Here is a 26,087-nt window from a genome sequence, read left to right as displayed (position 1 = left end):
GGCCGCCCGTCACTCCTCCTCATCCGCCGTCACGCCCGTACCCTCAGCCCTTAGACTCCCTCCCGTAAGCGCGGCAGTAGGTCAGTGGGAGGAAGCGTCGTCGTGAGCAGCAGGCCATCCCGAGGCGCTGCTCGCCTCGCAGCCATACTCGACGCCTTGCCCGACGGGCTCGTCCTCGTCAACACCAACGGCACGGTCGTCAACGCCAACACCATCGCCCTGGAGATGTTCGAGACGCCCGGGACGGCGCTGGTCGGGCGCGGGCTGCTCGATCTGCTGCCCTCCTTCGACTCCCGGCTCATCCCCGGCTCCATGCGCCGCCCCGACTCCGCCGATCCGCGCGGGCGGACCAAACCCACCCGCATGGTCGCCCGGCGCACCGACGGCAGCGAGTTCCCGGTCGAGGCGACCAGCGCCAGTCTTGAGGACGGGCACGAGGCGTACGACTCGTACAGCACCGGCGGCGTGGGCTACAGCGGCGACGAGCTGCTCATGATCGTCGTCCGCGACCTCTCCGGCACCCTCGACACCGAGGCCGAGCTGGCCCGCTCCCAGCGGCAGACCGAGATGATCCTGCGGGCCGCCTCCGAGGGCGTCGTCGGGACCGACACCGACGGGCGGATCGTCCTCGTCAACCCCGCCGCCGCACAGATCCTCGGGTGGCGCGCAAGCGACCTGGGCGGCAAGGAGCTGCACCAGCTCATGCTGCACTCGCGGGGCGACGGGGAGCCGTTCCCTTACGACGAGTCGCCGCTGGCCGACACGCTGCGGTCCGGGCGGAAGCACCGCGTCCGCGGGCAGGTCGTGTGGGCCAAGGACGGGTCCCCGGTGCCCGTCGACCTCACCACCGCGCCCGTGCGCGACGGGGACCAGCTCGTCGGCGCCGTCCTGACCTTCAACGACCGCCGCCCGTACGAGCAGCTCAGCGAGCAGCACGCCGCCGAGCTGGCGGAGGCCGAGGAGAAGCACGGCGGGGAGGTGCGGGCGTACGAGGAGCGGCTCGCCGCAGCCGAACGGCGGTACGACGCTCTCGGGGCCCGGCACGCGCAGCTCACCGCCGTGCTCGGGGAGTCCCTGCGCGGGCCCCTGGAGGAGCTGCGGCGCGAGCTGGGCGTCCTCGCCGCCGACCCGGCCGGGCAGTTGTGGCCCGAGGCCAACCAGATCCTGCACCACCTGGCCGCCGGGTACGCGCGGATGACCACGCTCGTCGACAACGTCCTGTGCTTCCAGCGGCTCGACATGGGCGAGGCCGATCTGGACAAGGCGCCGGTGGGGCTGGACGGTGTCGTGTCCCGGGCGGTCGAGGGGGCCGTCGAGCTCATCGGGCCCGGGCGGGTGCAGTTCGCCGTGCACGCCCCGCCCATCGAGGCCGAGGTGGACGGAGACCGGCTCGCCACGGCGCTCGCGCACCTGGTCGCGGACGTCGCCGGGGTCGACTCGACGGGGACCTCGCGGGTCGCGGCCGGCGGCGGGTATGCGGACTCCACCATCGTGGTCGCGGCGGCTCAGCGCGGCGACGTCGTACGGATCGAGGTGCGCGGGCCGCACACCGGCGGCGACCCGGTGCACCAGCCCATCGTGCGCGGCATCGTGCAGGCTCACGGCGGCGTGCTCCAGACGCACGACGTGCCCGGCGGCGGGGCGGGCGGCAGTGCGTATGTGGTCGAGGTGCCGGTGGGGGAGGCGGCGGGGACGGCCGCGCCCGCCCGGGCGGAAGAGGCCGCGGGCGCCGTGGCTCCCGCGGTTTCCGGTGCGCCCGCGCTGCCGGCGCAGCAGGCCGCGGACACGGGTGGGGGCGGGCGGCGCCGGGCGCGGCGGGCCTCCACGGACGCCTTCCTGGACAGTCCGGTTCGGGCCGAGGACCCCGTGGCCGGTGGGCCTACCGGGCGGCGGCGGGCGCGGCGTGCCGCGGATGACGGTACGGACGGAACAGGGGAGCAGCGGGTGCCCGCGCGGGCTTCCGCGGCCGAGGTCGCCGTGCCCGAGCCGACCGGGCGGCGGCGGGGACGGCCGAGCCCGGCGGAGGCCGCTCCGGAAGCGCCCGCGGGCCGGGCGGCGACGCCCGCCGAGGGCTCCGTCGTGATGGCCGGGGAGAGCAGCGCTCAGGCGCGTCCGGCAGGGCTCGGCGGCACGGTGCCGCCGCAGGGTGTGGCCCCGCAGGGGGAGGCCGTGCCGGTGCCGCCGCAGGGGACGGGGCGGCGGGCACGGCGGACGGCTTCTCCTCAGGGACCGGTGGCGGCGCTGCCGCCCGCGCCGTCTCAGGCTCAGGACGCGGGCGGCGTGCCCGCAGCGGGACCGGCCGGGGGTGCGCCTTCTGGGGCCGGGGCGCCCGAAGGGGTGCCGCCCGGGGGCCTGCCTGCCGCACCCGTGCCTCCCGGAGCTCTGCCTCCCGGAGCTCTGCCCGGCGGGACGGTGGCGCCTCAGGGCGCGGCGCCCGAAGCCACGGCTTCCGCCGCAGCCGTACCGCCCGGTGGCCTGCCCGCCGGAGCCGTACCGGCCGGTGGCCTGCCCGCCGGAGCCGTACCGGCCGGTGAGACCGCGTCTGCCGGGCGGCGGGCTAGGCGGGCACTCGCCGCCGGTCAGGAGCGGGCGCAGACCGCGGAGGCCGGAGGACGGTCGCCCTTCGCGCTGCCGCCTGCCGCCGCCGACCGGGCGGACGCGCAGGGCGCGCCTTCCCCGCAGGCCGCGGGGCCCGGGCCCGTACCGGCCGGGCAGCCGGTGCCGCCGGGCGGGCCGGGCGGTGCCGAGGGACGGCACGATTCCGTACGTACGGCCCCGGGGGCCGACCACACGCCGCCGCAGCCGCATCCCCTCCCCGGCACCGCGGCGCGGCCCGCCGAGGGGGCCGACTCCACCCAGGGGCGCGCCTTCAGCGTCCGTACGCTCGGCCAGGGCGTCCCCTTCGCCCAGCAGCAGCCGCAGCAGGCCGCGCAGCCCCCCGCCCCCGGAGCCACGCCCACCGGTACGCCCGTGTCCGGCTCGGGTTCCGGGCGGCGGCGCAGGCTGGCCACGCCCCCGGAGGGCGACCGCCAGCCCGGAGCGGCCAACGGTCCCGTGCCGTCCCCGCAGCCGCCGCAGCCGGTGCTCGGCACACCGCCCAGCGAGGGTCGCGGGCGGGCGTACGAGATAGGCGCGCCGGACGAGGGCGCCGACGAGGGTCCCGAGCCGCTGGACGGCCCGGGCGGCGCCGTGGAGGTCGCCAACGAGCCGCAGCCGCAGCCCGTCGACGACGAGCTGCCGCCGGAACCGCTGGACAACCCGCGCCGTCTCCTGGTCTGGCCCGCCCCGGACGGTGCCACCCAGCAGGCGCTGAGCGAGCGCGGCTACCGGCCGGTCATCGTGCACTCGCGCGAAGAGGTGGACGCGCAGATCGCCGCGTTCCCGGCGGCGCTGTTCGTCGACCCCCTGACCGGGCCGATCACCCGGACGGCACTCCAGTCGCTGCGCCAGGCGGCGGTCGCGGCCGAGGTGCCGGTGCTGCTGGCGGCCGGGCTGGGGCAGGCGTCGCGGGAGGCCGCGTACGGCGCCGACCCGGCGGTGCTGCTGAAGGCGCTGGCGCCGCGCGACAGCGAGCAGCATCCGTCGCGGGTTCTGCTGATCGAGGAGCAGGACGAGATCGCGCACGCGCTGACGGCCGCGCTGGAGCGGCGCGGGATGCAGGTCGAGCGGGCGACGGCGGACACCGACGCGGTCGGGCTCGCCACCGGGCTGCGGCCGAACCTCGTGGTGATGGACCTGATGCAGGTACGGCGCCGCCGCGCGGGCATCATCGACTGGCTGCGCGCCAACGGGCTGCTGAACCGGACACCGCTGGTCGTCTACACCTCGTCCGGGCTGGACGAGGCTGAGCTGCCGAAGCTGGCCTCGGGGGAGACGGTGCTCTTCCTCGCGGAGCGCTCGACGAGCACAGAGGTCCAGTCGCGGATCGTGGACCTGCTGGCGAAGATCGGCACGAACTGACGGAGGAGGGACGGGTGTTCCTGTCGCCGGTGGACGCCCGTCTCTCCTCCGCGTGCCCGGTCAGAGCCGGGAGACCTCCAGCTCTCCGTCCGCGTACTGCCTGCGGATGACCTTCTTGTCGAACTTGCCGACGCTGGTCTTCGGAACCGCCGGGACGTGGGCCCAGTGCTCCGGGAGCTGCCACTTGGCGATGCCGGCCGCGCTGAGGAAGTCGCGGAGCGCGGCGAACCCGGTGGTCGCGCCGTCCTTGAGGACGACCGTGGCGAGGGGGCGCTCGCCCCACTTCGCGTCGGGGACGGCGACGACGGCCGCCTCGGCCACGTCCGGGTGCCCCATGAGCACGTTCTCCAACAGGACCGAAGAGATCCATTCGCCGCCGGACTTGATGACGTCCTTGGCGCGGTCGGTGAGGGTCAGATAGCCGTTCGCGGTGATCACTCCGACGTCGCCGGTCTTCAGCCAGCCGTCCGCGCTGAACTTGTCGTCCGGGCGCAGCGGCTCGGCGCCGTTCGCGCCGCCGTAGTACGCCCCCGCTATCCAGGGCCCGCGCACCTCCAGTTCGCCCGCCGACTCGCCGTCCCAGGGCAGGACATCGCCGCCGGGGCCGACCAGCCGTGCCTCGACGCCCGCCGGGAAGCGGCCCTGGGTGACGCGGTACGGCCACTCCTCCTCGGCGGTCAGCCCGGCGGGCGGGAACGCCATGCTGCCGAGCGGGGACGTCTCGGTCATGCCCCAGGCCTGGCGGAGGGTGACGCCGAGCTTCTCGTAAGCCTCCATCAGCGCGGGCGGGCAGGCGGCGCCGCCGATGGTGACGCTGGCCATGGAGGTGAGGTCGCGGGGACGGGCGGTGACCTCGGCCAGGAGGCCCTGCCAGATGGTGGGGACGGCGGCGGCGTGGGTGGGGCGCTCCCGCTCGATCATGTCGGCGAGCGGGGCGGGCTGGAGGAAGCGGTCCGGCATGAGCATGTTGATGCCGGACATGAAGGTGGCGTGCGGAAGGCCCCAGGCGTTGACGTGGAACTGGGGGACGACGACGAGGGAGGTGTCCTTGTCGGTGAGGCCCATGGACTCGGCCATGTTGACCTGCATGGAGTGCAGGTAGACGGAGCGGTGCGAGTAGACGACGCCCTTGGGGTCGCCGGTGGTGCCGGAGGTGTAGCACATGGCGGCGGCCTGACGCTCGTCCAGCTCGGGCCAGTCGAAGCGGGTGGGGCGGCCCGCTATGAGCTCCTCGTAGTCGTGGACCCGTGGGGCGGCCCCGTCGAGGAGCGCGCGGTCGCCGGGGCCGGACACGACGACGTGCTCGACGGTCGGGAGGTGCGGAAGGAGCGGGGCGAGGAGGGGGAGGAGGGAGCCGTTGACGATGACGACGCGGTCGGCGGCGTGGTTGACGATCCAGACGAGCTGCTCGGCGGGGAGCCGCAGGTTGAGGGTGTGGAGGACGGCACCCATGGAGGGGATGGCGAAGTACGCCTCCACGTGCTCCGCGTTGTTCCACATGAGGGTCGCGACGGGGTCGCCACCGGTGACGCCGAGTTCGTCGCGCAGGGCGTTGGCGAGGCGGGTCGCACGGGTGCCTGCCTCCGCGAAGCTGCGCCGGTGCGGGTGCTCCGGGTCGCCGGTCCATGTGGTGATCTGCGACGTGCCGTGGATCGTCATCCCGTGGTGCAGGATGCGGGTCACGGTCAGCGGTACGTCCTGCATGGTGCTCAGCACGGCGTCCTCCCGGTGGGCGCGTGGCTACGCGTCAGTAGGGCAGTAGGGGTGTGCCGATTCTGCGCCCATACCGAGCGGTATGTCACTACCCGGGAGTAGGTCTGTTGAGCGGGCTGGTGGTGTACCGCGGGTAAGCCGTGCGGTCGGCCCGGGATCAGACCCGGGACGGGGTCAGCTCCGGGTCCTCGCGGAGTTTGCCGAGGGCACGGGAGACGGCGCTCTTGACCGTACCGACGGAGACCCCGAGGACGGCGGCGGTCTGGGCCTCGCTGAGGTCCTCGTAGTACCGCAGGACGACCATGGCCCGCTGCCGGTCGGGCAGCCGCATGACCGCGCGCCACATGGCGTCGCGCAGCGCCTGGCGCTCGGCCGGGTCGGGCTGGCCCGGGTCGCCGGTGTGGACTGCGGGTTCGGGCAGCTCGTCGCACGCGAACTCGTCGACCTTGCGCTTGCGCCACTGGGAGGTGCGGGTGTTGACCAGGGCGCGGCGCACGTAGCCGTCCAGCGCGCGGTGGTCCTCGATGCGCTCCCAGGCGACGAACGTCTTGGTCAGCGCGGTCTGGAGCAGGTCCTCCGCGTCGCAGGGGTTCGCGGTCAGCGACCGGGCGGTGCGCAGCAGGACGGGGCCCCGGGTCCGCACGTACGAGGCGAACGAGGGGTATCCGGTGGTGCCGGTGGCGGCGGGTGTGGAGGCACCGGCACAGACGGGCCCAGAAATCGCGGTCATGGCATCAACGCTAGGAGCGGGGCGGCGCCGGGGGATCGCCCCCAGGTCCCGAACCGGCGTCCCCCTCAGGTCGGACGGGCGGCACCCCGCCCACCTCCTGAAGGTGGACGGCCGTGCCCCCGGTCTCAGGGGCGGCCCCCGACCCCTTCAGTCCTCTTCACACGGCCGGCGCGCCCTCGCGCGCTCCGTCCGGACGGACGTCACGCCGGCCGACGGCGCCCGGGCCCCGGACCTGGACGGGGCGGCACCGGCGGCCGGCCGCCCGGCCGGTGCGGTCAGGCCCCAGGTGCCGGTGTACGTGGCGGCGTTCTCCGCAGCACCGACGGCCGGCCCTCACGGACGGGAGGGCGCGCGCGGGCGCGGCCGCGGTTCGGCCCTGGGGAGAATCCGGCGGCTCATGCCGGGGCGTCCGGGCCGGGCGGGTGCCTGCCGCGACCCGGGCGTGACCCGCCGGGCCGGGGCCTATCCCTCGGTCTTGTGCGCCCGGCGGTACGTGCAGACCTGCGCCCCCGTGCCGCTGGTCACCGTCGACACCAGTTCCAGCGTGCGCAGCGCGCCGTCCGCCGGGAAGATCGTCTTTCCGCCGCCCAGCAGGACCGGCATGACCGTCAGGTGCAGTTCGTCCACCAGGTCCTCGCTCAGGAGTGTGCGGGCGAGGGTGGGGCTGCCCATGACGAGCAGGTCGCCGCCCGGAGCCTCGCGCAGGTCGCGGATGCGGGGGGTGGCGTCGGCGGCGGGGATGAGGGTGGTGTTGTCCCAGGCGGTCAGGTCGCCGTCCCCCAGCGTGCCGCTCACCACGTACTTGCGGATCGCGTTCATCCGGTCCGCGAACGGGTCCCCCGCGCGCCCGGGCCACGCCGAAGCCATCGTCCGCCAGGTCCGCCGTCCGAACAGCAGCGCCTCCGCCTTGCCCAGGGCCTCGTCGAAGGCGCCGCCGACCACCTCCGGGTCGAAGAACGGGTGCGTCCAGCCACCGTGCGCGAAGCCGCCGTCGGTGTCCTCGTCCGGGCCGCCCGGCGCCTGCACGACGCCGTCCAGGCTGATGAACTCGCTGATCACGATGTGCATGGGGGTTGCCTCTTCCTCGGCCGCTTCACGACTTCTTGTACCAGGGCAGACCCCGGCCGCCCGGCGAACTCATCGGCATCCGCGAGAACACGATCCGTGACGTGGGTCACAGACGCGGTGCGCCCCGGGCACCCCGGGGCCGCGTCCGGCGGCTCCGTCCGCACCTGGCACACAACGTACCGGCGAGGGACGCCCCACGTGGCCCGTACCGGCAAGCCCGGCCGCCTCGGGCCCGCCGCGTTCCCGCACCCCTCAGCGGACCATCGCCGTCGTGGTCAGCAGGGCCACCGACGCCGCGGTCAGCGTCAGGGTCGCGGCCGTCCGGCGAGCCGCCAGGCGAGCCCGGTCGCGGGGTGGCGGGGGTGGCGGGGTGCGCAGCAGGGCCGCCCAGTGGAGGGCCTGCTCGGCGGACTCCCGGCGGCGGTGGGACGCGGCCCGGAGCCGTAGCGTCGTGGCCGCCGCGGCGCCCAGGGCCGTGGCCGCAGCCGCCGCGCGCCAGTCCGGGCCTGTCAGGAGCAGCAGGGCGGCCAGCGGGGCCGTGGACCAGCCCACCAGGCAGGCGGTGGCCGCCAGCCGGCGGGAGAGGGGGCGGTCGGCACCCGCCCGGACGTCGGCCAGCGCGGGCACGTACCAGACGCAGCCGGAGGCGAACACGACCGCGATACCCAGGGCCGGGACCGTGAGGGACATGGCGCGGCTCCCGTCAGCGGGGCTGGGCGGCATCGGTCAGGGCCTTGTCCGGCGGCCCGTCCGGCAGCCCGCCGTTCTGTGCCCTGTCCAGCACCGCGATCTCCGGGTGGTGCAGGTCGAACGCCGGGGACTCGGAGCGGATCTTCGGCAGAGTCGTGAAGTTGTGCCGCGGAGGCGGGCAGGAGGTGGCCCACTCCAGCGAGCGGCCGTAGCCCCAGGGGTCGTCCACCTCGACCTTCGCGCCGTACCGGCTCGTCTTCCAGACGTTGTAGAAGAAGGGGAGGAAGGACAGGCCCAGGAGGAAGGAGCCGATGGAGGAGACGGTGTTGAGGGTGGTGAAGCCGTCCGCCGCCAGGTAGTCGGCGTACCGGCGCGGCATGCCCTCCGCGCCCAGCCAGTGCTGGACCAGGAACGTCATGTGGAAGCCGACCGTCAGGGTCCAGAAGGTGATCTTGCCGAGGCGTTCGTCCAGCATCCTGCCCGTGAACTTCGGCCACCAGAAGTGGAAGCCCGCGAACATCGCGTACACCACCGTGCCGAAGAGCGTGTAGTGGAAGTGGGCGACCACGAAGTACGAGTCGGAGACGTGGAAGTCCAGCGGCGGGGACGCCAGGAGCACACCCGTCAGACCGCCGAAGGTGAAGGTCAGCAGGAAGCCCGTCACCCACAGCATCGGCGTCTCGAAGGAGAGCGAGCCCTTCCACATCGTGCCGATCCAGTTGAAGAACTTGACCCCGGTCGGCACGGCGATCAGGAACGTCATGAAGGAGAAGAACGGGAGCAGGACACCGCCCGTGACGTACATGTGGTGCGCCCACACCGTCACCGACAGGCCGGCGATCGCGATCGTCGCGGCTATCAGGCCTATGTAGCCGAACATCGGCTTACGGGAGAAGACCGGCACGATCTCCGAGACGATCCCGAAGAACGGCAGCGCCAGGACGTACACCTCGGGGTGGCCGAAGAACCAGAACAGGTGCTGCCACAGCAACGCGCCGCCGTTCGCCGGGTCGAAGACGTGCGAGCCGAACTTGCGGTCCATTTCGAGGCCGAACAGGGCCGCCGCCAGCACCGGGAAGACCATCAGGATCAGTACGCCGGTGAGCAGCACGTTCCAGGTGAAGATCGGCATCCGGAACATCGTCATGCCGGGCGCCCGCATGCAGATGATCGTGGTGATGAAGTTGACCGCGCCGAAGATCGAGCCGAAGCCGCTGAGGGCGACCCCCATGATCCACAGGTCCGCGCCGAGCCCCGGCGAGTGCACCGCGTCCGACAGCGGGACGTACAGGAACCAGCCGAAGGAGGCCGCGCCGCCCGGCGTCAGGAAGCCGCTCGCCGCGATCAGCGAGCCGAAGAGGAACAGCCAGAAGGCGATCATGTTCAGCCGGGGGAACGCCACGTCGGGCGCGCCGATCTGCAACGGCATGATCCAGTTCGCGAAGCCGGTGAACAACGGCATGGCGAACAGCAGCAGCATGATCGAACCATGCATGGTGAACGCCTGGTTGAACTGCTCGTTGGAGACGATCTGGGTGCCGGGGCGAGCCAGTTCGGCCCGCATCACCAGGGCGAGCACGCCTCCGATGACGAAGAAGACCAGGGACGACACCAGATACATCGTGCCGATCTTCTTGTGGTCGGTCGTGGTCAGCCAGTCCACCCAGGTGGAGCGGCCACCGCCGGGTCCGGCACCGGCCGCTCCGGCCTCGGCCGTTTCGGCTCCGGCGGTGACCGCCTGGCTCGTCCCTGTCTCTTCTGCCGTGTCCACCGGACCGGTGACCTCCCCACATCGCTGGTGTGCCGCCACATGATCCGTGGCGGGGGTGGGGGGCCGGACAGGGCCGAACGGTCCCTGGGGAGGGCCCTGGTGGGCCTCGCTCGCGCTCCGGTGACCGGGACGGTCGGCGGGTCATCGGGGTGCCGGCACGCTGTTCGGGCGGGCACCCGCGCCGGTGCGCGCCGCGCCTCTCGGCCACACCACGTCCACGGGGATGCCCCGTGCCCGGGCATAGGCCACCAGGTGGGCGGTCGCGTCCCGCCCGTTGGACGGGGAGCCGTCCCAGACGGCCAGCAGACGACGGCTGGTGCGGATCATCCGCTCGTCGGCGGAGACGCAGGCGTCGCGCCCCTCGGGGTCGTACGGCAGCAACCTCATGCGCTCGGCAAGCAGCAGCAGTTCACCGGCCGCGACCCGGTCGCGGCGCGGCAGCACGGCCGGTACGGAGCCCTGCGCGGGCAGCAGCACGACGAGCCGCCGCCCCGCCTCCCGCACGGCGCGCCCGAACGCCAGCGGCAGCCCGGAGCCGACCCGGACGAGGCCGGTGGCCTCCTCCGCGAGGCGCTCCAGGCGGGCCCGCAGCTCTGTCTCGACCAGTGTGAGGGTGCTGGGCGTCAGGTCGGTGTGACCCACCGCCGCGATCACCGCTCGGCTCGCTTTCCCGCCATGGGGGCCTCCCGGGTCTGGAACGGCAATGTCCGTCGGACGGCAACGTCCGTAGTGCAGTGAACACAGCCTGTGCGTTCTGCGGAAGAGGCCGTCCGGCCCCGGGCGTGCCGAACAGCCCGCCCGGGGTGGCGTGCGGGACGGGGCGCGGTCAGCGGGACCCCGGGGGCTGGGGGTTGTGGTGGACGCGGTGGGCGGGCAGGCCCAGGACGGTCAGCGTCCGGACGGTGTCCTCGACCATGTCCGGGGGGCCGCTGACGTACGCGGTGCTCGTCGCCCAGTCCTCGTGGACGGGCGGTCGGCCGGGCGGCGCCAGGCTCACGCGCAGCCACGGACACCGGGCCTCCAGCCGCCCGAGCGCCTCCTCGTCGTACAGGTCCGCCCGGGTCCGGGCGGTGAGGGCCAGGTGGGCGGTGCGGCCCGGGGCGCGGCGTCCGGCCAGGTCCTCCAGCAGGGCCTTGGCGGTGGCCCAGCCGGTGCCCGCCGCCACGATCAGCACGTCCCGGACGGCCAGGTCCGCCTCGTCCAGCGTCATGGTGCCGCGCGCGGGGCCCAGGCGCAGGGTGTCGCCGGGCCGGGTGTGCACGGCCAGCGCCTCGCTCACCCCGCCGGGGGCCGCCGCCCGTACGTGGAACTCCAGCTCGCCGTCCGCGCGGGGCGCGCCCGCGATCACGTACGGGCGCCAGGTCTGCGGCAGCAGCGGAGACTCCAGGCTCGCGTACTGGCCGGCGCGGTAGGGGTACGGCTCCGAGGGGCGCACCCGCAGGACGGCGACGGCGGCGCCGGTGGCCGCGTGGGCGAGCCGGTGTTCCGTCACCTGCCCGTTCCAGTAGGTCGGTTCGTAGGTGGCCGTCTCCGCCCCTGCCACCATCGCGGCGACCCCGCAGCGGAGCATCCGCAGCCAGGCGCCCTCCAGCTCGGGTGTCCAGGACGCGCCCGCGCTGCGGCGCAGGGCCTCCGCGAGGGCCTCCTCGAACACGGCCAGATGGGCCGGGCGGACGCCGAGCCGCCGGTGGTCGCGGCCGAGGGCGGCGCAGTGGACGGCGAGGGCCTCCGGGCGGTGCAGGTTCTCGACGAGGTAGCGGAACGCCCTTTCCAGATGGGCCCGCTGGAAGTCCATGGAGTCCGGGAACAGTGACCTCAGGTAGGGGTGGCGCTCGAACATCGCGTCGTAGAGATGCGCGATGAGCTGGTCGAAGGGTGTGACGAGCGGCAGGTGCTCGGTGATGACCCACTGGTCGCGGGCGCTGTCGTGGCCCTGGTCCGCGTACGGGTCGGCCACCGCCGCCGGACCGTTCCGGCGCGGGGGGCGGGCGCCGGGAGCGGCGGGCCCCGTCGAGAGGAGGCTCTGCCGCAGGCGCATGGCCTCCTGACGGGCGAGCAGGGCGTGGTAGTCGGCGGTGGTCACGCGCAGCTCCTCACGCAGGTGCCGCAGGCTTCTCCGGCGGATCCACAGGGGGGCACGGTCGCGGGACGGGGTCGGGCCCGACGGAAGTAGTACCAGGCCATGTTCGACGACACGCCCGCGAGCAGTACCCAGACGGTGCCGACGACCCCTCTGCCGTGGAGGTAGGACACCGTGGCGGCGGCCGCGGACAGGGCGCAGACGGTGGCGGAGTACAGGGCGAGGCGGCGCATCGTGCGGCTCCAGTTCGTGCGGTGCGTTCAGTGCGTGCGCGCGGTGTTCCGGTGCGGTGCCCGCGGCTCGACGGCCGGAGTATCGCACCCCGGCGTCTTGCCCGAACGGCCCTGGTCCCAGGGGCCGTTCGGCCCTCGGAGCGGTGTCGTGGGCGGTGGTTTCCTGGGTGCTGCGGCCTGGTGCGCCCGCCCCGGCGGATGCCCTCTCCCCGTCCGGACAGGCAGCAGGGCGGCGCGCACCCGGCACGCACCACGCGCGGCCTCGCGTGGGCGCACTCCCGGGGACGACGGTCCGTCCCCGGGGGTGCGCCGCCGCGGTGGGGACGCGTCGGTGACGACCGGCAGTGGCGACGGCGCCATGGCCGCGGCGGAGCCGACCGTGCCGGGCCGGCGCCCGCTACCCTCCGGTCTCCGCCCGTTCCCCCTGCTCCTCCGCCTCCCGCAGCGCCCCCAGCCACACCCCGAGCAGGATCAGCGGCGCCCCCAGCAGCAGCGAGACCGTCAGCGGCTCGTCGTCCAGCCACGCGGACGCGACGATCGTCACCACCGGGATGACCACGAACACGTACGCCGCCCGGGACGCGCTCCACCGCTGGATCAGCGTCAGGTAGAAGACGAACGTCAGCACCGAACCCGCCACCACCAGATACCCCAGCGCCCACCAGGTCGCCGCCCGCTCGGGCAGCCTCCAGTCGTCGCCCGCCACCAGCGAGCCCGCGAACAGCAGCACGGCCGCCGCCGCCATCCCGACCGCGTTCATCACCACCGGGTGCACCTTCGGCAGCCTCCGCACCAGCACCGCCGACTGCGCGAGCGACAGCACCGAGCCCAGCATCGCCAGCAGCGCCTGCCACGGCACATCCGCCTGGAGCGGCGCACGCGACACCACGGCCACGCCCGCCACCGCGCACACCGTGCCGAGCAGGGCCCACAGCCGCAGCCGCTCCTGGTGCTGGGCCACCGACAGCAGCAGCGCCGCCAGCGGCACCAGCGCCAGCAGGGTCTGCGCGAGGCCCGCGTGCAGATGGACCAGCGCGTAGTAGGCGAGGGCGAAGGTCACGCCGAAGTTCAGCACCCCGAACAGCGCCGACCCGGCCAGCGCCCGGCCGCGCGGCCACTCCAGCCGCATCCCCCGCATGATGGCCAGCAGCACCAGCGCCGCCGCGCCGAACCTCAGGGACGCGCCCCACAGCGGATCCAGCTCCCGGTTGGTGAAGCGGATGCCGACGGCGTTGCCGCCCGCGAGCACGCACACGACCGCGAAGGAGAAGAGGGCCACCCGGTCCCGGCCCACCCGGTCCCGGCCCGGAACCTGTCGCATCTCTTCACCGTACGGCCGCCGCGACGGGCACGCTCCCCGCGCACGCGGCGGGGAGAGCGCCCGTCGGCTCACGGTGCCGGCTGACCGCGCCGTCCACGGGACTCACCGGCCGCGAGCAGATGAACAGGCAGTCGGTGTACCGGTGTCCGCTCTTGAGCCTCAAGCCGCTGCCGTCCGTCCGCACCTGGCCCCGGGACGTGATTCGTCGTCCGCTCGTACGCAGAGGAAGTGGTACTCGCCGGGCGGCCTCGGCGGCACGGCCTGCGGCGCGGTGGGCGGGGGCGACGGGGCCGCCCCGGACACCGAGGCGGCCCTGCCGGTCCCGGGCCCTCCCGCCCGCGTCCGCCGCCGGACATCCCTCCGCGTCGCTCGTGGGCCCCCATGGACGGCATGCCGTCCGACGCACCGCCGGCAACCCGCCAGCACTTCCCGACACTGACATTCCACACACACGCCACTGCCTGTCGACGCGCGGGAAGCACCCGGCTCCTCGGCCCCGGGGCAGTGATCAGGCCGTGACCGCCTCGTGTCCGCCTCAAAGGAGTCCTCGCACTAGCGTTCACCCGTGCAAGAGAACGACAGACTGCCCGGCGACGAACCGAACGCGCCCTCCCCCAGCTCCCGGCGGGTCTGGCCCCGCAACGCGGCCCTGGCCCTGTCGGCCGCGGCGGTGGCCTTCCTGGCCATGAGGCTCACGGCCCCTCCGTCGGACGACGAACCGGTGACGGCCGCGCCCGCACAGGCGGCGTCCCCCGCCCCCACCGTCGCGGCGGCCGCCGCGGACCGCCCGGTGATCCCGCTGGAACAGGCGTTCCCGCCCGAGGTCTCGGACGGCAGGGGCGGCACGTACACCAAGGTGGGGGCGGCGGCACTGGAGTCCTGCACCGAACCGGACTCGGTCGGCCCGACCCTGATCGCGCACATCGAGGAGGGCGAAGGCTGCCTGGGCGAGCACATCGCGCTCTACAAGGACGCCCAGAACAACCAGTACAACCTGGCGGTCTTCACGATGAAGGACCCGAAGGACACGGTCCGGATCGTGACCGAGCTGACCATGGCCTTCCACGACTACCAGGTCGCCGCGCAGGCCCCGCCCCCGGACTCCGGCCTCCCGGTCCTGCCCCCCGACAGCGGCCTCATCCAGGCCTTCAACGGCCAGGGACGCGCGATGGTGGCCGGTCTGGCCCAGTGGTCCGACGGCGCCCACCGCGACTTCCAGGACCTGGGGGAGCGTCTGAATCCCCTGCTGAGGAAGGTCTCGGAGAACGTCGGCCGCCACGAGACCGCCGACCGCCCGTGAGCCCCGGGCCGCGTCCGCTCCCCCGACGCGTCGCGGCTGTCTCCCGACGGGCGCCCACGGGACGGGCAACGGTCACCGGCCACCGCCCCCGGCGTCATCCACGCCCGTCGGGTGGTGCACGGCGTCCGGCGAGGTGAGCCCGACGCGGAACGGGGCGTCGCGGTGACCGCGCTCGCCGCGTCGGCCGGCCCACCCGGCGGGTCCTGCGCGCGCGGCCGGCCGCCTCGCCCGCCGGGTGCGCCGGGCCCGGTTCGACGGCCGCCCCGTGCGGCGGCGGGTGGGAGGCCGTGAGCGGGACCGGACTCGCCGTTCCGGTCCCGGCGGGTCCCGGCCCGTTCAGCACACGTGCCGGTCCCTCTCCGGGGAGTACAGGTGGCTGTCGCGGAACTGGGTGGCGGCCAGGGTGCGGCCGACCAGGATGACCGCCGTCCTCGTGACGCCCGCCGACTTCGTCCGGGACGCGATGTCCGCGAGGGTGCCGCGCAGGACCAGTTCGTCCGGGCGGCTGGCCATCGCGACGACCGCGGCCGGGCAGTCCTCGCCGTAGTGGGGGACGAGTTCCGACACCACGCGGTCCACGTACCGCGCCGCCAGGTGCAGCACCAGCAGCGCGCCGCTGCGGCCCAGCGTGGCGAGGTCCTCGCCGTCCGGCATGGGTGTGGCCTGCTGGGCGATACGGGTCAGGACGACCGTCTGGCCGACCGTCGGCACCGTCAGCTCCCGCTTCAGCGCCGCCGCGGCCGCCGCGAACGCCGGAACGCCGGGGACGACCTCGTACGGGACGCCCGCCGCGTCCAGGCGGCGCATCTGCTCCGCCACCGCACTGAACACGGACGGGTCGCCCGAGTGCAGCCGCGCCACGTCGTGGCCCGCCTCGTGCGCGCGGACCAGTTCCCCGGTGATCGCGTCCAGGTCCAGGTTCGCCGTGTCCACCAGCCGCGCGTCCGGCGGGCACTCCGCCAGCAGCTCGCGCGGGACCAGCGAGCCCGCGTACAGGCACACCCGGCAGGACGCCAGCGTGCGCGCGCCCCGTACGGTGATCAGGTCCGCGGCCCCGGGGCCCGCACCGATGAAGTAGACGGTCATGGTTCCTCAGTTCCTGGCTTGGTTACGGACCACTGCGTTACCGGCATCGCCTGGCGCCAGCCCGTGAAGCCGCCCACCGGCACCGCGTGCGCGACCGCCAGCCTGACCAGCTCCCCGCCGTGCCGCCGGTACCAGTCGGCCAGCAGCGCCTCGGACTCCAGCGTCACCGTGTTCGCGACCAGCCTGCCGCCCGCCGCGAGCGCCTCCCAGCACGCCTCCAGCAGGCCGGGGGCCGTCAGACCGCCGCCGATGAACACCGCCTGGGGGACGGGGAGGGGGGAGAGCACCCGGGGGGCCGCCCCCTGGACCACCTTCAGGGCCGGTACGCCCAGTGCCTCCGCGTTGCGGGCGATGCGGGCCGCCCTCGCCTCGTCGCGCTCCACCGTGATCGCCCGGCAGGAGCGGTGCGTCCGCATCCACTCGATGCCGACCGAGCCCGAGCCGCCGCCGATGTCCCACAGCAGTTCCCCGGGCGCGGGTGCCAGCGCCGCCAGGGTCGCGGCACGCACATGCCGCTTGGTGAGCTGGCCGTCGTTCTCGTACGCCGCGTCCGGCAGGCCCGGTACGGCTCCGAGGCGCGGCCCCGCGTCCTCGGCGGCGCGGCGGCACTCGACCGCCAGGATGTTCAGCGGGTCGCCCGGCGGGACGGTCCAGGCGTCGGCCGTGCCGTGTACCTGCCGCTCCTGGTCCGGGTCCCCCAGCCGCTCCAGCAGGTGCAGCCCGCTGGGCCCGAAGCCCCGCGCGCGCAGCAGCGCGGCGACCCGGCCGGGGGTGTCCGCCCCCGCGCTCAGCACCAGCAGACGACGGCCCTCGTACAGCGCGGCACTCAGCGTGGCCGGGTCCCTGCCCACCAGGGACACCGTCTCGGTGTCCTCCAGCGGCCAGCCCAGCCGCGCGCACGCGTACGACACGGACGACGGGTGCGGCAGCACGCGCAGCCGCCCGGGGCCCAGGACCTCCGTGAGGGCGCGTCCGATCCCGTGGAACATCGGGTCCCCGCTCGCGAGGACCGCGATGCGGCGTCCCTCGTGGGCGGCGAGGATTCCCGGCACGGCGGGGCGCAGCGGGGACGGCCAGGGCACCCGTGCGGCGCGTACCTCGGTGTCCGGGAGCAGGCCGAGCTGGCGGGCTCCGCCGCCGATCACGACCTCGGCGGCGCGCAGCGCGTCCCGCGACTGCTCGGGCAGCCCGGGCCATCCGTCGGCGCCCATGCCGACGACGGTGACGGGGGGTGCGAGGTTCTCCGGGCTGCTCACGCCCCGGAACCCTACCGGCCGGTCGTCACCTGTTCGCGTGCTGCCCCACGTAGAAGAGGATCCACACGAACCCCGCCAGCGCGTGCGTCACGAAGACGTACACGAAGACGCGCAGGGCGACACCGCGCTCCTTCCAGCGCTCGTCGTCGGACACGGCTTCTCCCTGGACGGGGGGGCGGGTGGGTCCTCCCCAGAGTACGCCTCGCTCGCAAGCCTCTACCTGCGGTTGTACAGCCGCATCGTCACCGCGCCGAAGACCAGCACGAACAAGGCCGACCAGGCCAGCGTCCACAGGATGTCGACGCCCGGCCAGCCGCCCGCCATCAGCTCCCGCACCGATGTGGCCAGGTGGGTCACGGGGCTGTTGTTCACGAAGGCCTGGAGCCAGCCCGGCATCGTCCTCGGGTCGACGAACACGTTGCTGAGGAAGGTCAGCGGGAAGATCACCATCATGCTGACGCCCATCACGGACTTCTCCGAGCGCAGCATCAGCCCGAACATCGTCCAGATCCAGGAGAAGGCGAAGGAGAAGACCATCAGCAGCGCCACCCCGCCGAGGACCCCGCCGATCCCGCCCTCCGGGCGGTAGCCGATCAGCAGGCCCACCGACAGCATCACGGCGGAGGCGATCAGATAGCGGACGACGTCGCCCAGCAGGTAGCCGACCATGGGCGCCGGGCGCCAGACGGGGAGGGTGCGGAAGCGGTCGAAGACGCCCTTCGTGATGTCGTTGTTGACCGCGACCCCGGTGTACATCGTGATCATCACGACGCTCATCACCAGGATGCCCGGCAGCAGGAACTGGATGTACGCGGAGACCGAGCCGGCCAGCGCGCCCCCGAAGAGGTACGTGTACATCAGCACCATCATGATCGGGAACGCCGTCACATCGAACATCTGCTCGGGCACGTGCTTGATCTTCAGCATGGCCCGCCAGCCGAAGGTGAGCGAGGCGGAGAGCGCCGAGGGGCGCGGCGGGCGCTGCCCGGCGCCCTGCACGAGCAGACCGGCCAGCTCGTCGGGGCGGGGGGCGACGAACGCCCGTTCGTCGGTCGTCGTGGTGGTGCTCATGCCCGCTCCTCCCGCTCCTCGCCGCCATCGCCTGACGCGCCCGGGTCCGCCGGGGCCTCCTTGCCGGTGAGCGCCAGGAAGACCTCGTCCAGACTGGGCTGGCCCAGCGCGAAGGTGTCCACGGTGACGCCCGACCGGGCCAGCTCCGCCAGCGCCCGCGCCGCCTGCTCCGCGGCACCGAGTTCCGTACGGTGCCCGTCGACCCGCGCGGTCAGCGCGACCGGGTCGGGGTCGAGCTGCACGGTCGCCCCGAGGGCCGCGACCAGGGTGCGCTCGGCCTCCGGGCGCTGCTCGGCACGGCGGAGCCGTACGTGCACGGCGCCCGCGCCCACCGAGGCCTTCAGCTCGCCCTTCGTGCCCTCCGCGATCACCCGGCCCTGGTCGATGACCGCGATCCGGGACGCGAGCTGGTCCGCCTCGTCCAGGTACTGGGTGGTGAGCAGCACGGTCGTGCCCTGGGCGACGACGGCCCGCACGATGTCCCACACCTGGTTGCGGGAGCGCGGGTCGAGGCCGGTGGTCGGCTCGTCCAGGAACAGCAGGTCGGGGGTGTTCAGAATGGACGCCGCGATGTCGATGCGGCGGCGCATCCCGCCCGAGTAGTTCTTGATCTGGCGGCCCGCCGCCTCCGACAGGCCGAACGCCTCCAGCAGCTGCGCCGACCGCTCCCGGGCGGCCGGGCGGGAGTGGCCCAGCAGGCGGCCGAGCAGGACCAGGTTCTCGGTGCCGGTCAGGTCCTCGTCCACGGACGCGTACTGCCCGGTCAGGCTCACCCGGCCGCGTACCGCGTCGGCGTCCCGGACGACGTCCCGGCCGAAGACCCGCGCCTCGCCGGCGTCGGGCCGCAGGAGGGTCGCGAGGACCTTGACCGTCGTGGTCTTGCCGGCGCCGTTCGGGCCGAGGACGCCGTAGACCGTCCCGGCCGGGACCCGAAGGTCGACCCCGTCCACGGCCCGGGTGCTGCCGAAGACCTTCACCAGGGCGTTCGTCTCCACGGCGTAGTCAGCCATGGTCCCCAGTCTCGGACGTGCGGCGGGCGAGCGCCAACACGTGACCGCTGGCGGTCGCGTGCCTACTCGTGGACGTAGAAGGCGTAGAACGCCGCCCCGCCGATCGCCGCGCCCACGATCAGGCCCAGCACCGAACTGCTCAGCACGCTGTAGCCGCCCGCCGTGCTGTGCAGGAAGCCGATGGAACCGCCCCCCAGCACCCCGTACGCGAGGGCGCGCAGCTCGCGCGGCAGGGCCCGCTGGTAGCGGCCGAGGGTGTAGGCGAGCACGCCGAACACCACACCGCTGACCAGGCCGAACCAGAAGTCGCCCCAGTGCGTGGGGCCGTCGCCGCGCTCCAGGAACCCGGCGTAGAGCCCGTACACGAAGGCCAGGCCGGCGGGCAGCGCCCAGCTCATGGTGTGACGGTCATCCGCCGTGCCCCGGGGCAGTGCGCGGCGGTGGCGGGCCGGAGCGGCGTGTGCGCCCATGGCGGACTCCTTTCACGGTCCCGCGTCTCCACGGTCCCGGTCTCCCACAGACGGTCCCCGTCCAGCGCACACCCGCCCGCCGCACTCGGCAACTCGGGGCCGCCACTACGATGCGCAGCGGATCGCTCCACCCAGTGCCACAGCTGGTTGACACAACGCCATATTCCCTGCCAGTCAAGGACGTTCGGCAATGCGCAACACCTCCGGCAGCAGCGGCAGGGCCTTGCGGCCCGATGTGCTCGGCAGGTTCGACACGACCGTGATGGCGGTCGCGGGCAGCGCCCCGGCCTACTCCCTGGCCGCCACGACCGCCGTGCTGGTCGGCGCCGTGGGCCTGGCCGCGCCCGCGGCGCTGCTGTACTGCGCGCTGCCCATGCTGGGCATCGTGCTCGCGTACGGCAGGCTCGGCCGGATCGACGTCAACGCGGGCGCCGCCTATTCGTGGGTGGGGCGGACACTGCACCCGTCCCTCGGGTTCCTGTGCGGATGGGCGCTGGTGGTGTCGACGACGCTCTTCATGGTCGCCGGGTCGCTGCCCGCGGGCGCGCTGACGCTGGCGCTGTACGACCCGGCGCTGGCCGACGACACGGCGCTGGCCACAGCGGTCGGTGCGGGCTGGTTCCTGGTGATACTGCTGGTCGTACTGGGCGGGATACGGCTCACTGTGCGGGCCCAGCTGGTCCTGACCGGAGTGGAGTTGCTGCTTCTGCTGCTCTTCGTGCTGGGTGCGGTGCTGCACCGGGGCGCGGCAGCGGCCTTCGACTGGTCGTGGTTCGGGTTCGGGCACTTCGACGGCGCCTCGGGCTTCGCGTCGGGCGCGCTGATCGCCGCGTTCTACTACTGGGGCTGGGACGTCACCAGCAACCTGAGCGAGGAGACCCGGGGCCGCCGCACCGCGGGGCTCGCCGCGCTGCTGGGGGTGGGGGTGGTGTTCCTGCTCTTCGAGGCGTTCACGGTCGCGGTGAACGTCATCCTGACCGCCGAGGAGATCACCGGGGGCGGCGGGGTGAACACCCTGGCGCTGCTGGGCGAGGCGGTCTGGCCGGGCATGGGCGGCAAGCTGCTGATCGTGGCGGTGATGCTGTCGACCGTGGCGACACTGGAGACGACGCTGATCCAGGTGACCCGGTCGCTGTTCGCGATGGGCCGGGACCGGACGATGCCGGCCGCGCTCGGAGCCGTGCACCGGCGCTGGAACACCCCGTGGGTGGCGGTGACCGCGGTGGGAGGGGTGGCGCTGGCGCTGTTCGTGGCGTCGAACGCGCTGGGGTCGGTCGGGGAGATCCTGACGGGCGCGGTGAGCGCGATGGGCCTGCAGGTCGCGTTCTACTACGGGCTGGCCGGGGTGGCCGCGGTGGCCGCGTACCGGAGGCGGCTGATGTCGTCGGTGCGGGAGTTCGTACTGGGCGGGGTGTGGCCGCTGGCGGGGGCCGCGTTCATGCTGTGGATCTTCTTCGAGTCACTGACGGAGCTGTCCGGTACGTCCGTCGTGATCGGGGTGGGCGGACTGGCCGCAGGTCTCGTTCCGATGACGTGGTACTGGCGGAGGGGTAGTTCGTACTACCGTCCGGCGAAGCTGGACGCGGTGCGGGCACTGGCCGAGAGGGAGGGGGCAGGGACGTACGGCCCGTACGGAGCGTACGGGAGCGGTCAGCCCGGCATGTCGCGGCGCGGCCACCGCCCGGGCGCGGACGAGCCTCTGGCGACCGACTTCTGACGGCCCCGCGGGATTCCGGCGGGCGCCCTTCGGCACACCGAGCACGAGCACACGAGCACGCGAGCGTACCGGGCACGGCGAGCCCGGTACGCACCCGACGAGCACCGGCTGACCGACCGGTACGTGACCACGCGACGGGGGAGAGGGCAATGGCGGCACGCCATCGCGCCGAGCGCGACGGAGGCGGCAGGCGGACCGGCCTGCCGGGGCGGCGCGGGAGGAGGAACGCGCGCCGCGAGGACCGTTTCGTGCCGGATCTGGACCCGGACTGCGGGGACGCCGCCTTGTCGGACGTGCGCCACGACATCGTTATCGGACGGTGGCAGGGCCCCCGCGACCTGCTGGCCGCGACCGGCGACGACTGGCCGCTGCGCACCCACCGGGTGCGGCTGCTCGCCCATGCCGCGGCGGGCAGCTCCGTCGCGGAGGCCTGGCGGGCGGCCGAGCCGGAGAACCCGGACGCGGTGGTGCTGCGGGCCGCCACCGAGGTCGTACGGGTCTTCGACGCGGCCATCGTGGCGGGGCGCGGCGCGGCACCGGACCGGCAGCGGCTGGACGCGACCGTGCTGGCCTGCCTGACGGCGGCGGACGCGCGGCCCGTCGACCCGCTGCCCTGGGTGTCGCTGCTGACGGTGGCCCGGCTGTACGACGGCGGGGTCGGCCGGGCGGAGCTGCGCCGCTGGTGGGACGAGCTGCGGCGGCGCGACCCGCACAACACGGAGGGGCATGTGCAGATGCTGCGCTACTGGTCGGCACGGTGGCACGGCACGCACGGGTCCATGTACGACTTCGCGCGGGACGCGGCGGGGGCGGCACCGCCCGGGTCGCCGCTGCCGGCGCTGGTGCAGGTCGCACGGGTGGAGGAGTACCGGTACGTGGTGGACGGGGCGCTCGGGCGCGGGCGGGGGCCGGGGTCGGTGCGCGGCTTCGACCAGCACTGGAAGCACGAACTGGCGGTGACCGAGGTGCTGCGCAGCTGGGAGCGCTGGCTGGGCGACCGGGCGCCGGGCCCGGTCCGGCCCGAGGAGGTCGAGTTCCTCAACTACCTGGCGCACGCGGCTTGTCACGCCGGGCGGCTGGATGTCGCCGCGGAGGTGTTCGGCCTGCTCGGGGCGCGGGCGTCCCGGGTCCCCTGGGTGTACACGGGAGACCCGGCGGAGCAGTTCACGAGGTGGCGCGCACAGGCCCGCGCCACCTCGTGAAGCTCATCGCCGGCCGTCAGCAGCCGATGTCCCGCCCGTCCTCGCGGTAGACGGAGACGACCGACGGGCGGACGATCCGGCCCGGCCCGTCGGGCCAGACCGAGGCCGGGTTCTCGACGGAGGCGCCGTCGATCTCGCCCGGGTGCTGGACGGCGACGAGCACGCGGCGGTCCTGGATGACCGGGCCGCAGGTCTCGGCGCCGCGCGGCACGGTCAGGAACTGCTTCAGCTCACCGCGCCGCTCGCCGCGCGTGGCGACACCGAACAGGCCGTCGTGGGATCCCAGCCTGTTGCCGTCGGTGGAGATCCACAGGTTGCCGTGCGGATCGAAGGCGACGTTGTCGGGGCAGGAGATCGGGGAGACCTGGTCCTTCGGGTAGCCCGCGAAGTACGAGGCCGGGTCCTCCGGGTCGCCCGCGACGAGGAACAGCCGCCAGGCGAAGCCGTCGGAGGCCGGGTCGTCCCAGTGCTCGGCCAGTTCCAGGACGTGGCCGTGCTTGTTCTCGTTGCGCGGGTTGGCCTCGTCGGCGCCGGGGTTGCCGCCCGTACCGCGCTTGGTGTTGTTGGTGAGCGCGATGTACACGCGGCCGGAGCGCGGGGAGGGCTCGACGTCCTCGGGGCGGTCCATCTTGGTGGCGCCGACCTTGTCCGCGGCGAGGCGGGTGAAGACGTACACCTCCTCGGCGGTCATGCCGGGGACGTGCGAGACGCCGTCGGTGGCGAGCGGGATCCACACGCCGGAGCCGTCGAACTCGCCGTCGTCCGGCAGCTTGCCGGAGCCGTCGATCTCGTCGGCCGGGGAGTCGCCGGTGATCCGGGCGACGTAGAGGGTGCCGGAGTCGAGGAGGGAGAGGTTGTGCTCGCGGGCGGCCCGGCTGTGCCCCTTCTTCATCCGCTTCGACGACACGAACTTGTAGAAGTAGTCGAACCGCTCGTCGTCTCCCATGTAGACGACGGGGCGGCCGTCGGCGGTCAGGCGGGGCTGGGCGGCCTCGTGCTTGAAGCGGCCGAGGGCGGTGTGCTTGCGGGGCGTGGAGTCCGGGTCGTACGGGTCCAGCTCGACGACCCAGCCGAAGCGGTGCGGTTCGTTGGGCTCCCGGGCGGCGTCGAAGCGCTCGTCGAACCGCTCCCACTTGCGGCCGGTGGCTCCGGAGCCGATGCCGTAGCGCTTGTCGGTGGCGGAGGAGCCGTTGGCGAAGTACTGGTTGAAGTTCTCCTCGCCGTGGAGGGTGGTGCCCCACGGGGTGGTGCCGCCGGCGCAGTTGTTCAGGGTGCCGAGGACCTTGGTGCCGGTCGGGTCGGCGGAGGTCTTGAGCAGGTCGCTGCCCGCAGCGGGGCCGGTGAGCCGGAACTCGCTGGTGGCGGTGAGGCGGCGGTTCAGCGGGTGGCGGGTGACCGGGGTGAGCCGGCCGCTGCGGTGCTCCTCCTGGACGACGACCACGGACAGGCCGTGCGCCGCCCAGGCGATCTCGACCTGCTCCCGGGTCGGGTTCGCGGAGTCGTAACCGCGGAACATCAGCTCCTCGTCGGTGTACTCGTGATTGGCGACGAGGACCTGGCGGCCGCGCTCGCCCCGGAGCGGGAGCAGGGAGAGGAAGTCGTTGTTGTAGCCGAACTGGCCCGCCTGGGCCCGCGCGGTCTGCTTCTCCGGGTCGAAGGCGGGGGCGCCGCGGAGGATGGGCTCGCCCCAGCGGATGACCACGTTCTGGGCGTAGCCGTCGGGGACGGTGACCCGGTCGGCCGTGTTGGGCGCGACCGGGGTGAAGCGCAGGCCGCGGGCGCCGTCGCCCTTGCCGGGCTTGTGGGGCCGGTGCGGCTTGTGGGGCTTCCCGGCCGGGGGCTGCGCGGCCTGGGCCTCCGGGGCGCTCCCGAGGACGGCGCTGCCCGCGGCGGCGGTGACGGTGACGGCGGCTGCCGCGCGCACCATGGACCGGCGGGAGAGGGCACCGGCTATGACGTCTCCGGCGTAGGCGTTGTCGCTGGTGTTGGGCACGTCCTGGAAGCACGCGTCGCCGCAGCGGTAGCGGCAGGTGAGGGCGGAACGTCCGCCCGCGTGCGAGGGAGTGCTGAGCAGCGGCAGGAGCTTGCGCACGTGGTCCTCCTTCGGCGCACCCCGCGCCGACATCGTGTCGGAAGGTCTTCCGGCGGGGACGTTAGGCGCGCCCAGATTCCCGGCGACGGCGCCTGAATGAACGTCATATGAACCTAGGGCGTCCGGGGAGAGGTTCAGGCGCCCTTGACAAATTGGGCGCCCCCTTCCCACGGCGCGCGGGGCCGCTAACCTTACGTGTCCGCGCTGGCCAGGGATGATTTCTCCTGAATTCCCGCAGTACGGACAAATACGGCACCCAGATATGCGAAAGGCCATGGCCCATGGGCATTCGGAGCTTGCTGCGCAAGGTGTTCGGACTCGATCGCGCGGAGCGTGAGGAGTCATCCGCGGAGGCCGCGAAGGCCGCGGGTGCCGCGGAACAGGCCGGAGCGGGGACCGCGGAGGCCTCGGGTGCCGCGGAACCAGCCGACACGGAGGCCGCGGGTGCGGCGGGCACGGAGCGACCGGCCGGGGCGGTCGCCTCCGGTGAGGGCACCGGCGCCCTGGCGGCGGGCGTGCCCGCCGCGGCCGAACCGGCTGTCGCCTCAGCGGCGGGCGCGGGTGTGGGGGCCGCTGCGGGCGCCCGGTCCGGCCCGGGTGCCGGTGACCCGGCGCCGAGCGCCGCCGACCTGGTGGCAGCGTCCTTCGACAACGCCCGCCGCGCATCGGTGCCTTCGGCCCGTACGGCGGAGGAGGGGGCGGACGCGGGGGCGGCCGGGACCGGGGCCTCCGTGCCCGAGGCGCGTACGCCGGAGCGGGCGGCCGAACCGGTGGCGGCCGGGACGGACGCTCCCGAGGACGGCGCCGAGACGGGAACGGCGCCCCGGGCCCGTACGCCGGAGACGGAGGCCGGGGCCGAGACGGAGACGGAGGCCGGGGCCGGGACGGCGTCCGCGGAGGCCGCCCGTGCGGCCGAGGAGACGTCAGCCGACCCGGCATCGGACGCCACCCCGGCCGAGGCCGCAACCGCCCCCGGTCCGGTAGCCCCGCAGGCTTCGGGCGCAGCCGGTACCGAGGCACCCGCCGCCGCCCGGGAGACCGACGGCACGGCGCCCGCGACCGACGACGGACAGACCGCCCCCGCCACCGACGCCCCCGAACCGGTGACCCCGCAGACCGCCGACGCCCCCACACCGCAGGCGGCAGCCTCCGGCACCGAGGCACCCGAAGCCGACCCCGGGACCGCGCCCGCCGAGGCACCGGCAGCCGGCACCCCGAAGGCCGCAGCGCCCCAGGCGACCGGAGCCGGCCTCGGGACCGCCCCGAAGGCGCCGGACGCCCCCGACGCCGGAGAGGCGGCAGCCTCCGGCACCGAGG

At 74.2% G+C, this 26,087-nt stretch carries 20 protein-coding genes and 1 pseudogene; 5 read left to right on the top strand and 16 right to left on the bottom strand.

Features of this window, described 5'->3' with window-relative positions; all coding sequences use genetic code 11:
* The first annotated feature begins 102 nt into the window (after positions 1-102).
* Positions 103-3,960, top strand: coding sequence for a PAS domain-containing protein (locus tag I3F58_RS22105; protein ID WP_240110401.1), 3,858 nt, complete (start codon positions 103-105; stop codon positions 3,958-3,960).
* 60 nt (positions 3,961-4,020) lie between these two features.
* Here the strand turns inward: I3F58_RS22105 and I3F58_RS22100 are convergent, their stop codons facing one another.
* The 9 genes from I3F58_RS22100 to I3F58_RS22060 form a co-directional block, all read right to left on the bottom strand.
* A complete protein-coding gene (locus I3F58_RS22100; protein WP_240110400.1) occupies positions 4,021-5,676 on the bottom strand; it encodes a long-chain fatty acid--CoA ligase in 1,656 nt (551 codons plus the stop codon).
* Between the two features lie 154 nt (positions 5,677-5,830).
* Positions 5,831-6,394 (bottom strand): SigE family RNA polymerase sigma factor, encoded by a 564-nt coding sequence (locus I3F58_RS22095; protein WP_240110421.1) that lies wholly within the window; start codon positions 6,392-6,394, stop codon positions 5,831-5,833.
* A gap of 471 nt (positions 6,395-6,865) precedes the next feature.
* Positions 6,866-7,471 carry a dihydrofolate reductase family protein gene (locus I3F58_RS22090; protein WP_240110399.1) on the bottom strand — a complete coding sequence of 202 codons (606 nt, stop codon included), beginning with the start codon at positions 7,469-7,471 and terminating at the stop codon, positions 6,866-6,868.
* 252 nt (positions 7,472-7,723) lie between these two features.
* Positions 7,724-8,161 (bottom strand): hypothetical protein, encoded by a 438-nt coding sequence (locus I3F58_RS22085; protein ID WP_240110398.1) that lies wholly within the window; start codon positions 8,159-8,161, stop codon positions 7,724-7,726.
* 13 nt (positions 8,162-8,174) lie between these two features.
* Complete coding sequence (gene ctaD / locus I3F58_RS22080; RefSeq protein WP_240110397.1) at positions 8,175-9,932, bottom strand: cytochrome c oxidase subunit I; 1,758 nt, start codon at positions 9,930-9,932, stop codon at positions 8,175-8,177.
* Between the two features lie 141 nt (positions 9,933-10,073).
* The gene (locus I3F58_RS22075; RefSeq protein ID WP_240110396.1) at positions 10,074-10,586 is read right to left on the bottom strand and encodes a hypothetical protein; all 513 of its coding nucleotides are present in this window, start codon (positions 10,584-10,586) and stop codon (positions 10,074-10,076) included.
* 172 nt (positions 10,587-10,758) lie between these two features.
* The gene (locus tag I3F58_RS22070) at positions 10,759-12,015 is read right to left on the bottom strand and encodes a globin domain-containing protein (protein WP_240110395.1); all 1,257 of its coding nucleotides are present in this window, start codon (positions 12,013-12,015) and stop codon (positions 10,759-10,761) included.
* Positions 12,012-12,245 (bottom strand): hypothetical protein, encoded by a 234-nt coding sequence (locus I3F58_RS22065; protein WP_240110394.1) that lies wholly within the window; start codon positions 12,243-12,245, stop codon positions 12,012-12,014. Before I3F58_RS22065 ends, I3F58_RS22070 begins: the two co-directional genes overlap by 4 nt.
* Before the next feature lie 397 nt (positions 12,246-12,642).
* Entirely contained in the window at positions 12,643-13,566 is a 924-nt protein-coding gene (locus I3F58_RS22060; RefSeq protein ID WP_240110393.1) for a DMT family transporter, read from the bottom strand.
* A gap of 565 nt (positions 13,567-14,131) precedes the next feature.
* On the opposite strand from I3F58_RS22060, the gene I3F58_RS22055 reads away from it, so the two are divergent.
* On the top strand, positions 14,132-14,866 hold the full coding sequence (locus I3F58_RS22055) for a hypothetical protein (RefSeq protein WP_240110392.1): 735 nt from the start codon (positions 14,132-14,134) through the stop codon (positions 14,864-14,866).
* Between the two features lie 336 nt (positions 14,867-15,202).
* Here I3F58_RS22055 and cobM read toward each other — a convergent pair whose 3' ends face one another.
* The 6 genes from cobM to I3F58_RS22025 form a co-directional block, all read right to left on the bottom strand.
* Positions 15,203-15,952 (bottom strand): precorrin-4 C(11)-methyltransferase, encoded by a 750-nt coding sequence (cobM, locus tag I3F58_RS22050; RefSeq protein ID WP_240110391.1) that lies wholly within the window; start codon positions 15,950-15,952, stop codon positions 15,203-15,205.
* Positions 15,949-17,208 (bottom strand): precorrin-6y C5,15-methyltransferase (decarboxylating) subunit CbiE, encoded by a 1,260-nt coding sequence (gene cbiE / locus I3F58_RS22045; RefSeq protein WP_308355049.1) that lies wholly within the window; start codon positions 17,206-17,208, stop codon positions 15,949-15,951. The genes cobM and cbiE overlap by 4 nt, the downstream gene beginning before the upstream one ends.
* A gap of 25 nt (positions 17,209-17,233) precedes the next feature.
* Positions 17,234-17,362, bottom strand: a complete 129-nt coding sequence (locus tag I3F58_RS22040; protein ID WP_240110390.1) for a DUF6126 family protein — start codon at positions 17,360-17,362, stop codon at positions 17,234-17,236.
* A 62-nt stretch (positions 17,363-17,424) separates the two neighbouring features.
* Complete coding sequence (locus I3F58_RS22035) at positions 17,425-18,279, bottom strand: ABC transporter permease (protein ID WP_240110389.1); 855 nt, start codon at positions 18,277-18,279, stop codon at positions 17,425-17,427.
* Positions 18,276-19,289 carry an ATP-binding cassette domain-containing protein gene (locus tag I3F58_RS22030; RefSeq protein WP_240110388.1) on the bottom strand — a complete coding sequence of 338 codons (1,014 nt, stop codon included), beginning with the start codon at positions 19,287-19,289 and terminating at the stop codon, positions 18,276-18,278. Before I3F58_RS22030 ends, I3F58_RS22035 begins: the two co-directional genes overlap by 4 nt.
* 62 nt (positions 19,290-19,351) lie before the next feature.
* On the bottom strand, positions 19,352-19,759 hold the full coding sequence (locus I3F58_RS22025; RefSeq protein ID WP_240110387.1) for a hypothetical protein: 408 nt from the start codon (positions 19,757-19,759) through the stop codon (positions 19,352-19,354).
* Between the two features lie 190 nt (positions 19,760-19,949).
* Between I3F58_RS22025 and I3F58_RS22020 the strand changes: the two genes are divergently transcribed.
* On the top strand, positions 19,950-21,476 hold the full coding sequence (locus I3F58_RS22020; protein ID WP_240110386.1) for an APC family permease: 1,527 nt from the start codon (positions 19,950-19,952) through the stop codon (positions 21,474-21,476).
* Positions 21,477-21,625: 149 nt separating this feature from the next.
* Positions 21,626-22,678 carry a hypothetical protein gene (locus tag I3F58_RS22015; RefSeq protein ID WP_240110385.1) on the top strand — a complete coding sequence of 351 codons (1,053 nt, stop codon included), beginning with the start codon at positions 21,626-21,628 and terminating at the stop codon, positions 22,676-22,678.
* Between the two features lie 16 nt (positions 22,679-22,694).
* Here the strand turns inward: I3F58_RS22015 and I3F58_RS22010 are convergent, their stop codons facing one another.
* Positions 22,695-24,770 (bottom strand): PhoX family phosphatase, encoded by a 2,076-nt coding sequence (locus tag I3F58_RS22010; RefSeq protein ID WP_240110384.1) that lies wholly within the window; start codon positions 24,768-24,770, stop codon positions 22,695-22,697.
* Positions 24,771-25,051: 281 nt separating this feature from the next.
* On the opposite strand from I3F58_RS22010, the pseudogene I3F58_RS22005 reads away from it, so the two are divergent.
* Positions 25,052-26,087 (top strand): annotated as a pseudogene (locus I3F58_RS22005) (hypothetical protein); the annotation flags it as partial.

The sequence above is a fragment of the Streptomyces sp. MUM 203J genome, assembly GCF_022414595.1.
Taxonomy (GTDB): Bacteria; Actinomycetota; Actinomycetes; order Streptomycetales; family Streptomycetaceae; genus Streptomyces.
The sequence above is the reverse complement of the archived record's forward strand: the minus strand, read 5'-3'. Positions and strand labels throughout refer to the sequence as shown.

What these genes read in the sequence shown, in the direction of transcription:
- I3F58_RS22090 (WP_240110399.1), bottom strand. Translation starts at nt 7,471, where the DNA reads ATGCACATCGTGATCAGCGAGTTCATCAGCCTGGACGGCGTCGTGCAG.
- I3F58_RS22085 (WP_240110398.1), bottom strand. Translation starts at nt 8,161, where the DNA reads ATGTCCCTCACGGTCCCGGCCCTGGGTATCGCGGTCGTGTTCGCCTCC.
- I3F58_RS22065 (WP_240110394.1), bottom strand. Translation starts at nt 12,245, where the DNA reads ATGCGCCGCCTCGCCCTGTACTCCGCCACCGTCTGCGCCCTGTCCGCG.
- I3F58_RS22060 (WP_240110393.1), bottom strand. Translation starts at nt 13,566, where the DNA reads ATGCGACAGGTTCCGGGCCGGGACCGGGTGGGCCGGGACCGGGTGGCC.
- cobM (WP_240110391.1), bottom strand. Translation starts at nt 15,952, where the DNA reads ATGACCGTCTACTTCATCGGTGCGGGCCCCGGGGCCGCGGACCTGATC.
- I3F58_RS22035 (WP_240110389.1), bottom strand. Translation starts at nt 18,279, where the DNA reads ATGAGCACCACCACGACGACCGACGAACGGGCGTTCGTCGCCCCCCGC.
- I3F58_RS22030 (WP_240110388.1), bottom strand. Translation starts at nt 19,289, where the DNA reads ATGGCTGACTACGCCGTGGAGACGAACGCCCTGGTGAAGGTCTTCGGC.
- I3F58_RS22025 (WP_240110387.1), bottom strand. Translation starts at nt 19,759, where the DNA reads ATGGGCGCACACGCCGCTCCGGCCCGCCACCGCCGCGCACTGCCCCGG.
- I3F58_RS22020 (WP_240110386.1), top strand. Translation starts at nt 19,950, where the DNA reads ATGCGCAACACCTCCGGCAGCAGCGGCAGGGCCTTGCGGCCCGATGTG.
- I3F58_RS22015 (WP_240110385.1), top strand. Translation starts at nt 21,626, where the DNA reads ATGGCGGCACGCCATCGCGCCGAGCGCGACGGAGGCGGCAGGCGGACC.